Below are 9422 nucleotides of genomic sequence, written 5' to 3'. Positions count from 1 at the left end.
CTCCGTCTCCTCTGCGATGCGGGCCGGGGCGGCCCCGGCCGGTGCCGTACCGGCCGGATCGGCGTCGTCGGGGGCCGTGCCGTCGGGGAGCGCGCCGTCCGGGCCCGCGCCGTCCGGGCCCGCGCCGGACATCAGATGGGCGTACTCCGCGCTCTCCCGCAGCAGCTGCTGATGCGTGCCGACGGCGGTGATGCGGCCGCCGGAGAGCAGCGCGACCCGGTCGGCGAGCAGGACCGTGGAGGGGCGGTGCGCGACGATCAGCGCGGTCGTGGTCGCCAGCACCTCGCGCAGCGCGGCCTCCACCCGCGCCTCGGTGTGCACGTCCAGCGCGGAGAGCGGGTCGTCCAGGACGAGGAAGCGCGGGGACCCGACCACCGCGCGGGCCAGCGCGAGCCGCTGCCGCTGCCCGCCGGACAGGCTCAGCCCCTGCTCGCCGACCTGGGTGTGCTCGGCCTGCGGCAGCGCGGCGACGAACTCGTGCGCCTGGGCGACCCGCAGCGCCCGCCGCACGCCGTCCTCGTCCGCCTCCTCGCCGCCCATCAGGACGTTCTCCGCCGCGCTCGCCGAGAAGAGGGTGGGTTCCTCGAAGGCCACCGCGACCAGCGATCGCAGCTCGTCCCGCGGCAGGGTCATGATGTCGCGCCCGTCCAGGGTGATCCGGCCGCCGGTGGCGTCGTACAGCCGCGGCACCAGCGCGGTGAGCGTGGTCTTGCCGCTGCCCGTGGCACCCACCAGGGCCATCGTCTCGCCGGGCCGGACGTGCAGGTCGACGCCGCGCAGCGTGGGCGGCGCGCCGGCGGGCGCGTCGGGGTAGCGGAACTCCACGCCGGTGAGAGCGAGGCCGTCGGGGGCCGGGGCGCCGGGGGCGGCCGGGAGTACGGACGCGTCGGCCGCATCCGCCTCCGGTACGTCCATGACCTCGAAGTACCGGTCCGCCGCGGTCGCCGATTCATTGCTGATCGCCAGCAGGAAGCCGATGGACTCCACCGGCCAGCGCAGCGCCAGCGCGGTGGACAGGAACGCCACGAGCGTGCCCGCCGACAGGTCACCGTCGGCGACCTGGACCGTACCGAGGATCAGCGCGGCCCCGATGGCGGTCTCCGGCAGGACCGTGATGACGCCCCAGATCGCGGCGAGCAGCCGGGCCTTGTGCAGCTCGGTGGCGCGCAGCTCGTGGGTGAGGGCGGTGTAGGCGCGGGCCTGGGCGCGGTGCCGGCCGAAGCCCTTGATGATGCGGATGCCCAGTACCGACTCCTCGACCAGCGTGGTCAGGTCGCCGACCTGGTCCTGCGAACGGCGCGCCGCGACGGAGTACTTCGCCTCGAACACCGAGCAGAGCACCACCAGCGGCACGATCGGCACGAGCAGGACCAGCCCCAGCGACCAGCGCTGGGCGAGCAGGATGGCGCAGCCGGCGAGGATCGTGACGCCGTTGACGAACAGAAAAGTCAGCGGGAAGGCCAGGAACATCCGCAGCAGCTGCAGGTCGGTCGTGCCGCGGGAGAGCAGCTGCCCGGTGGGCCAGCGGTCGTGGAAGGCCACCGGCAGCCGCTGGAGATGGCGGTACAGCGCGGCGCGCATGGCCGCCTCGACGCTCGCCAGCGGCCGCGCGACCAGCCACCGGCGCAGTCCGAAGAGCCCGGCCTCGGCGAGCCCGAGAAGCAGCAGGATGCCGCCGCCCAGCCGGATGCCGGCCGTGTCCCGCTCCGCGACCGGCCCGTCCACCAGCCACTTCAGTACGAGCGGGATGAGCAGGCCGGTGCCGGACGCCAGGACGGCGACGCCCGCCGCGCCGGCCAGCCGGGCCCGTACGGGGCGGACGTACGGCCACAGGCGCAGCAGCGATCGCACGGGGGAGCGGGGAGTGGGGACGGCGGACTCGGGGTGGTGCGCGTCATCGCTCATCAGCAGTGAGCGTAGAAGTCACCACTGACAATCCTCACGGGGTTTTTCCCCGATGCGGCCCGCTGCGGCCCGGGGCGGGCGGCCCCGGGCCGGGCGGTCACCGCCCGGCCCGCAGCAGCCACACCGCCCGTCCCGGCATCTCCACCTCGGCACCCGCCGCGTACGCCGTGCCCGGCGCCGCCTCCTGGTCCTCCCGCGCGGTGTCGACGAGGAGTTCATACGTACGGGCCCATGGCGCGTCCGGAAGGGTGAAGCGGCCCGGCGCCTCCCCGGCGTGCAGCACGACGAGGAAGCTGTCGTCGGTGACCGGCAGCCCGCGCTCGTCCCGCTGCGGGATGTCCGTACCGGACAGGAACATGCTCAGGCCCGCGGCGTGCGCGTACCAGTCCGCGTCCGTCATCTCCGTGCCCGCCGGCGTGAACCACGCCAGGTCCCGCAACCCGTCGGGCCCCTGCGGCCGCCCCGAGAAGAAGGCGCGGCGGCGCAGCACCGGATGCGCCCGGCGCAGCGTGATCAGCCGCGCCACCAGCTCGGTCAGCGGCCGCCACTCCGGATCGTCCGCCAGCGACCAGTCCAGCCAGCCCAGCTCGTTGTCCTGGCAGTAGCCGTTGTTGTTGCCGTGCTGGGTACGGCCCAGCTCGTCGCCCGCGACCAGCATCGGCACGCCCGTGGAGAGCAGCAGCGTGGTGAGGAGGTTGCGCAGCTGGCGGCGGCGGAGCGCCTTGATGTCCGGGTCGTCGGTCTCGCCCTCGGCGCCGCAGTTCCACGAGCGGTTGTCGTCCGTGCCGTCGCGGTTGGCCTCACCATTGGCCTCGTTGTGCTTGTGCTCGTAGGAGACCAGGTCGCGCAGGGTGAAGCCGTCGTGCGCGGTGATGAAGTTGACCGACGCCTGCGGGCGGCGGCCGCCCCAGGCGTACAGGTCGCTGGAGCCGGACAGCCGGTACCCCAGGTCGCGGACGTCCGGATACGCGCCGCGCCAGAAGTCGCGCACGGCGTCGCGGTACCGGTCGTTCCACTCCGTCCACAGCGGCGGGAACGCCCCGACCTGATACCCGCCCATCCCCACGTCCCACGGCTCGGCGATCAGCTTCACCCGGCGCAGCACCGGGTCCTGCGCGATCACCGCGAGGAACGGCGAGAGCATGTCCACGTCGTGCATGGACCGGGCGAGCGCCGCGGCCAGGTCGAAGCGGAAGCCGTCCACGCCCATCTCGGTGACCCAGTAGCGCAGCGAGTCGGTGATCAGGCGCAGCACGTGGGGCTGGACGACGTGCAGGGTGTTGCCGCAGCCGGTGTAGTCGGCGTACCGGCGCGGGTCCTGCTGGAGGCGGTAGTAGCCCCGGTTGTCTATGCCGCGCAGGGACAGCATCGGGCCCATCTCGTTCGCCTCGGCCGTGTGGTTGTAGACCACGTCGAGGATGACCTCGATGCCGGCGTCGTGCAGCGCGCGCACCATCCGGCGGAACTCGCCCACCTGCTGGCCGCGCGTCCCGGACGCGGCGTACGCGGCGTGCGGCGCGAAGTACCCGATGGAGTTGTAGCCCCAGTAGTTGCGCAGGCCGCGCCGGAGCAGATGGTCCTCGTGCGCGAACTGGTGCACGGGCAGCAGCTCGACGGCGGTGACGCCGAGCCGGGTCAGGTGCCCGATCGCGGCCGGGTGCGCGAGCCCGGCATACGTGCCGCGCAGGTGCTCCGGGATGTCCGGATGGAGCTTCGTGAAGCCGCGCACGTGCAGCTCGTAGATCACCGAATCGGCCCACGGCGTCTTCGGGCGGCGGTCGTCCTCCCACTCGTCACCGGACGCGTCGTCGTGCACCACCACGCCCTTGGGGACGTGCGGCGCGGAGTCCCGGTCGTCGCGCACCGTGTCCGCTATGTGCTGCTCGGGCCAGTCCCGCACATGGCCGTACACCTCCGGCGGCAGCCGGAAGTCCCCGTCGACCGCACGCGCGTACGGGTCGAGCAGCAGCTTCGCCGGATTCCAGCGGGCCCCGGTCCAGGGGTCCCAGCGGCCGTGCACGCGGTAGCCGTACCGCGTCCCCGGCCGCACGCCGGGGACGAAGCCGTGCCAGATCTCGTGCGTCAGCTCGGTGAGCGCATACCGGGTCTCGGCGCCCGCGTCGTCGAAGAGGCACACCTCCACCGCCTCGGCGCCCGCCGCCCACAGCGCGAAGTTCGTCCCCGCGACGCCGTCCGGACCGCTGCGGAAGCGCGCCCCGAGGGGCTGCGGGCTCCCGGGGCGCACCGTGACCGTGTCCGGGGCCGTTCTCGCCCGGCCGTCGTCCGGCAGTGCCTCCTGCTCCAGCGCACTCGACACGTGGCAGCCTCCCGCCGCTCGGCGACTCGATCGGGCGGTGCCCGCACGCGGCGTCCCGGCCGCGCGCGTGGACGTGCCCTCCCGGCGATCCAGCCCTGCCCCCTTCCTTCCCCGAACTGGGCAGGACCTCACGTTTCCCCACGAAGCGAACGCTCGTTGAGACCACCGTGAGCTACCGAACCCTCAGAAACCGAGCGGCCGGGCGGCCCTGGACGGCCGCCGTACCGCTGCTCACCGGCGCCGTCCTGCTCTCCGCCTGCCAGGGGCCGGGCGGGTGGACGTCGGACGCGCCGCGTCCCGCGCGCGAGGCCGTACGGGTGGTGCCGGACGACGGCGCGCGCGGCGTGCGCGCGGGCCACCGCATCGAGGTACGGGTACCGGACGGGCGGCTGGAACGGGTCGAGGTCACCCGGGCGGGGGACACCGGCAGCGCACCGGTGCCCGGCCGGCTCTCCCCCGACGGGCTCGGCTGGCGCTCGTCCGGCCCCCCGCTCGCGCTCGCCTCCCGGTACACCGTCGAGGCCGTGGCGCTGGACGGGCAGGGGCGGCGCACCGCCCGGCACACCTCCTTCACCACCTACGTGCCCCGGCACCGCGTCGTCGGCTTCTTCCGGCCCGAGCACCGCTCCACCGTCGGCACCGGAATGATCGTCTCCTTCGACTTCAACCGCCCGGTCCGCGACCGTGCCGCCGTCGAGCGGGCCGTCTCCGTCACCGCGCGCCCCGCCGTGCGCGTCGCACCCCACTGGTTCGGCACGCGCCGGCTGGACTTCCGGCCCCGGGAGCGCTGGCGGCCGGGCACGGAGGTGACGATGGCGCTGCGGCTGCGGGACGTGCGTGCGGCGCCCGGGGTGTACGGGATCCAGCACAAGACCGTCCGTTTCCGGATCGGCCGGGATCAGACCAGCGTGGTTGACGCCGCCGCGCACACCATGACCGTACGGCGCCCGGGGACGCCGCCGGTGACCCTGCCGGTCACCGCGGGGGACCAGGACAACCCGACGTACAACGGCCGGATGGTGGTCCTGGAACGGCATCCGATGACCCGGATGGACGGCGGAACGGTCGGCTTCGGTGGCGAGTACGACATCCCCGATGTGCCCCACGCACTGCGCCTGACCACCTCGGGAACGTTCCTGCACGGGAACTACTGGGCGCCGCGGGGGACGTTCGGCGGCGCCAACACCAGCCACGGGTGCGTCGGGCTCCGCGACGAGCAGGGCGGCAGCCCGGACACCCCGGCGGGCTGGTTCTACCGCAACTCGCTGATCGGCGACGTCGTCGAGGTGATCCGCTCCCGGGACGCGACGGTGGCACCGGACAACGGGCTCGGTGGCTGGAACATGCCGTGGGAGGAGTGGCTTCGGGGCTCCGCCGTCCACTGATCCCGGGCACCGCGCGGGCACCGGCCGCACCGTTATCCGGCCGACTTGACCGCCCGCGCGGCCCCCTCGCGTACATCCCGTACCACCGCCCTCACTTGGGACGAAACGGTGACATGTCCGGGGAGTCCGCCCTCGTCCCCGGTGTGGTTATCTGGCGGCAGGCGCGCGCGTGGCCCGTGCCGCGCGCCGCGGATGCGGGCCGTGCGAGGGGAAAAGAGGCCAAGTCTTGGACGTGCAGCCGATATGGGGGGCGCCGCGAGGGCGGTTTCGGCGGCGGCAGGGGGGAAGGGTCCTGCTCGCTCCGGTGCTCGGGGCGCTGATGGTGCTGGTGGCCGCGTGCGGCGGCAGCGGCGAGGACAAGGACGGGAACAAGGACGCCGCGTCGCAGGCGGCGGTGAAGATCTCGGTCAAGGACGGCGCCGAGGACGTCGCCACGAGCGGCGCCCTGAAGGTGACGGTCGACAAGGGCACGCTGAAGTCCGTGACGGTCAAGGACCGCAAGGGCAGCGCCGTCGACGGCAGGCTGTCCGAGGACGGCAGCGAATGGAAACCGGTACGGCACCTGAGCACGGCGACGGAGTACACCGTCGACGTGGTGGCGAAGGACTCCGAGGGCCGTGAGGCCGCCGAGCACGCCGACTTCACGACCCTGGTACCGAAGAACACCTTCATCGGGCGCCATGTCCCGGAGAACGGGCAGACGGTCGGCGTCGGGATGCCGGTCGACCTTCGCTTCACGCGCGGCATCACGAACCCGAAGGCGGTCGAGGGCGCGATCGAGGTCACGGCCGAGCCGTCCGTGCCGATCGACGGCCGCTGGTTCGGCAACGACCGCCTGGAGTTCCGCCCGGAGAAGTACTGGAAGCCGGGCACGAAGGTCACCCTCACGATGAACCTCAACGGCGTCGAGGGCCGCCCCGGGGTGTACGGGACGCAGACCAAGAAGGTCACCTTCACCGTCGGCCGCAGCCAGATCAGCACGGTGGACGCGGCGTCGCATCAGATGACCGTGGTGCGCGACGGCAAGAAGATCAAGACGCTGCCGGTCACCGCGGGCGCGCCGGGCACCGAGACGTACAACGGCAAGATGGTGATCAGCGAGAAGCACCCGGTGACGCGGATGAACGGCGAGACCGTCGGCTTCGGCGGGGAGTACGACATCCCCGACGTGCCGCACGCGATGCGGCTCAGCGACTCGGGCACGTTCATCCACGGCAATTACTGGTCGGGGCAGTGGACCTTCGGCAACCGCAACGCCAGCCACGGCTGCGTGGGTCTCTTCGACTACCGGGGCGGCAGCACGTCCACGCCCGCCGGCTGGTTCTACAGCAACTCGATGATCGGCGACCTGGTCGTCGTCAAGAACTCGCACGACCGCACCATCCAGCCGGAGAACGGGCTGAACGTGTGGAACATGCCGTGGGAGCAGTGGAAGGCGCCGCAGTAAGACCTCCGGCGGGGCCGGGACGGGGCGTCCGGTGCACTGTGACCAAGTGCACCGGCACCGTTCGCGTGAACGGCTACTAACCTGCCCTCATGACTGTGAACTTCGAGGTGGCCGACGGTGTCGGCACCGTCCGCCTGGACCGTCCGCCCATGAACGCGCTGGACACCGCCACCCAGGACCGGCTGCGCGAGCTGGCCGAGGAGGCCACTCGCCGCGACGACGTCCGCGCAGTGGTGATCTGGGGCGGCGAGAAGGTGTTCGCGGCCGGCGCGGACATCAAGGAGATGCAGGTGATGGACCACGCGGCGATGGTCGCCCGGTCCAAGGCGCTGCAGGACTCCTTCACCGCCGTCGCCCGCATCCCCAAGCCCGTGGTGGCCGCGGTCACCGGGTACGCGCTCGGCGGCGGCTGCGAGCTCGCGCTCTGCGCCGACTTCCGCATCGCTGCGGAGAACGCCAAGCTCGGCCAGCCCGAGATCCTGCTCGGCCTGATCCCCGGCGCGGGCGGCACCCAGCGCCTCGCCCGCCTCATCGGCCCTTCCAAGGCCAAGGACCTGATCTTCACCGGCCGCCAGGTGAAGGCCGACGAGGCACTCGCCCTCGGACTGGTGGACCGGGTGGTTCCCGCCGAAGAGGTGTACGCGCAGGCGCACGCCTGGGCGGCCCGGCTCGCCGTGGGCCCGGCGATGGCGCTGCGCGCCGCGAAGGAGTCGGTGGACGCCGGCCTGGAGACCGATATCGACACCGGACTGACGATCGAACGGAACTGGTTCGCAGGCTTGTTCGCCACCGAGGACCGCGCGACGGGCATGCGCAGCTTCGTCGAGGAGGGCCCCGGCAAGGCCAAGTTCCGCTGACCCGAGCGGTGTTGATGGTGCGAATGGGGTCGCGCACGCACGGCCCGTGCTCCTTGCGGGCGAATGCCGCCCGGCTCGCGAGGGGCCCGAGTCGTCCCCGTGAAATCACTCCCGATGGCCCGCTGTGGACAAGTTGCGTCGCAGGTCAGGAGGGGTGTGCGGGGGTGTTGACTGCCCATGGCATATGTCGGCAGGGGGTAGGGGAACCGCGGATTCCGGGCGACCGATTCCAGCGGTTCCGCCCCCGTACCGTGCCGGTTGCGTCCATGATGGTGGCATGGCGGGCCTCGAAGGTACGGAGCAGCCGCGGCCGGGGACCGGTACGGCTGCCCAGCGATGGGTGCTGCCCGCCCAGGACGCGGAGGGGGAGAGTGCCAGGGTGACGGCTGCCGCTCGGGGCGACGGAGCGACCCGGATGCTCGATCTCATCGGCGATCCCGCCCACGAAGAGGTGCGGCTACCCTCGCGCCCCGAATCGGCCGCCACGGCCCGGAGATTGACGCAGTCCGTACTGCTGAAGCAGTGGTCGCTGGCGCCCCAGCTCGCCGAGCACGCCGTGCTGCTGGTCTCGGAGCTGGTCGGCAACGCCGTCCGGCACACCGGCGCCCGCACGTTCGGCCTGCGGATGCTGCGCCGCCGCGGCTGGATCCGCATCGAGGTGCGCGACCCGTCCCGCGGGCTGCCCTGCCTGATGCCGGTCCATGAGCTGGACGTGAGCGGCCGCGGGCTCTTCCTCGTGGACAAGCTCTCCGACCGCTGGGGTGTGGATCTGCTGCCCCGCGGCAAGACGACATGGTTCGAGATGCGGGTGACGGACCGCGCGTGAAACGTGACTGGGGCCCTTCCGCGTTGTCGCGGAACGGGCCCCAGTAGTCGCGCACCGAGAGCGGAAGGGGTGTGCCCGCGGCGCCGAGACGACCTGGCCCGGGTCAATGGGGGGTCGTTGCCCCGACTATCGCAGGCGCGGTGGGCGGCTGCCAAAAGGGCATAACGGTCAGCTCCGGATGTATGGGAGGTAAGTAGTGGCTGATCGAAGGTGAGTTGTGCCACCGACCTTGCAATCGCCGCGCCTGGTCGGGAACCGCCGAGTAATTACCGGAATTCGCCGAGGGTGTACGGGGCGCCGGTCCGGGGCCTCCGCGGTCCGTAGGATGGGCGCCGAGCCGCTCGCCCGTGGGCGGCACCGGACACCGGGGAGGGAGCGGCCGCATGGGAGCGACGGGACGTGCGCACCGCTCGGCGGCCTGGCCGCTGCTCCTCCTCCTGACGCTGGTCCTCGCACCGCTGCTGTGCGGCACATCCGGCGCACCGGCCGCCTCCGCGGCCAAGGCGGCGCCCGTCTCCCAGGCCCGGCCGGCGTCCGACATCGCGCCCGCCCCCGTCGCCGCCGCCGTGCCCAAGAAGTGCGCGCCGCGCGACGCGCCCGGGCAGAGCGAGAACGCGCCCGCGCTCGCGACGCACCGCGGCGAACCGCTCGCGGCGCCCGCGGTCACCCCGCTCGCGCACCTCTC

6 protein-coding genes and 1 pseudogene are annotated in these 9422 nt (G+C 72.8%); 5 read left to right on the top strand and 2 right to left on the bottom strand.

What is annotated here, in order from left to right; genetic code table 11:
• Positions 1–1905: ABC transporter ATP-binding protein (locus tag CCS38_RS34475; protein ID WP_223737513.1), on the bottom strand; the 1905-nt coding region annotated here is incomplete at its 3' end.
• A 97-nt stretch (positions 1906–2002) separates the two neighbouring features.
• Entirely contained in the window at positions 2003–4222 is a 2220-nt protein-coding gene (gene glgX, locus CCS38_RS34470; protein WP_372457204.1) for a glycogen debranching protein GlgX, read from the bottom strand.
• A gap of 167 nt (positions 4223–4389) precedes the next feature.
• Here glgX and CCS38_RS34465 point away from each other — a divergent pair, with 167 nt between their 5' ends.
• The 5 genes and pseudogenes from CCS38_RS34465 to CCS38_RS34445 form a co-directional block, all read left to right on the top strand.
• A complete protein-coding gene (locus CCS38_RS34465) occupies positions 4390–5607 on the top strand; it encodes a L,D-transpeptidase (RefSeq protein ID WP_372457203.1) in 1218 nt (405 codons plus the stop codon).
• A gap of 226 nt (positions 5608–5833) precedes the next feature.
• Positions 5834–7054 carry a L,D-transpeptidase gene (locus CCS38_RS34460; RefSeq protein WP_223737512.1) on the top strand — a complete coding sequence of 407 codons (1221 nt, stop codon included), beginning with the start codon at positions 5834–5836 and terminating at the stop codon, positions 7052–7054.
• Positions 7055–7143: 89 nt separating this feature from the next.
• Positions 7144–7911: an enoyl-CoA hydratase/isomerase family protein gene (locus CCS38_RS34455; RefSeq protein WP_030258286.1), complete on the top strand. Its 768-nt coding sequence runs from the start codon at positions 7144–7146 to the stop codon at positions 7909–7911.
• 277 nt (positions 7912–8188) lie between these two features.
• Positions 8189–8737, top strand: a complete 549-nt coding sequence (locus CCS38_RS34450; protein WP_223737510.1) for an ATP-binding protein — start codon at positions 8189–8191, stop codon at positions 8735–8737.
• A gap of 383 nt (positions 8738–9120) precedes the next feature.
• Positions 9121–9422: pseudogene (locus CCS38_RS34445) on the top strand (hypothetical protein); the annotation flags it as partial.

Source organism: Streptomyces purpurogeneiscleroticus, from assembly GCF_020024005.1.
Classification (GTDB): Bacteria; Actinomycetota; Actinomycetes; order Streptomycetales; family Streptomycetaceae; genus Streptomyces; species Streptomyces purpurogeneiscleroticus.
The sequence above is the reverse complement of the archived record's forward strand: the minus strand, read 5'-3'. Positions and strand labels throughout refer to the sequence as shown.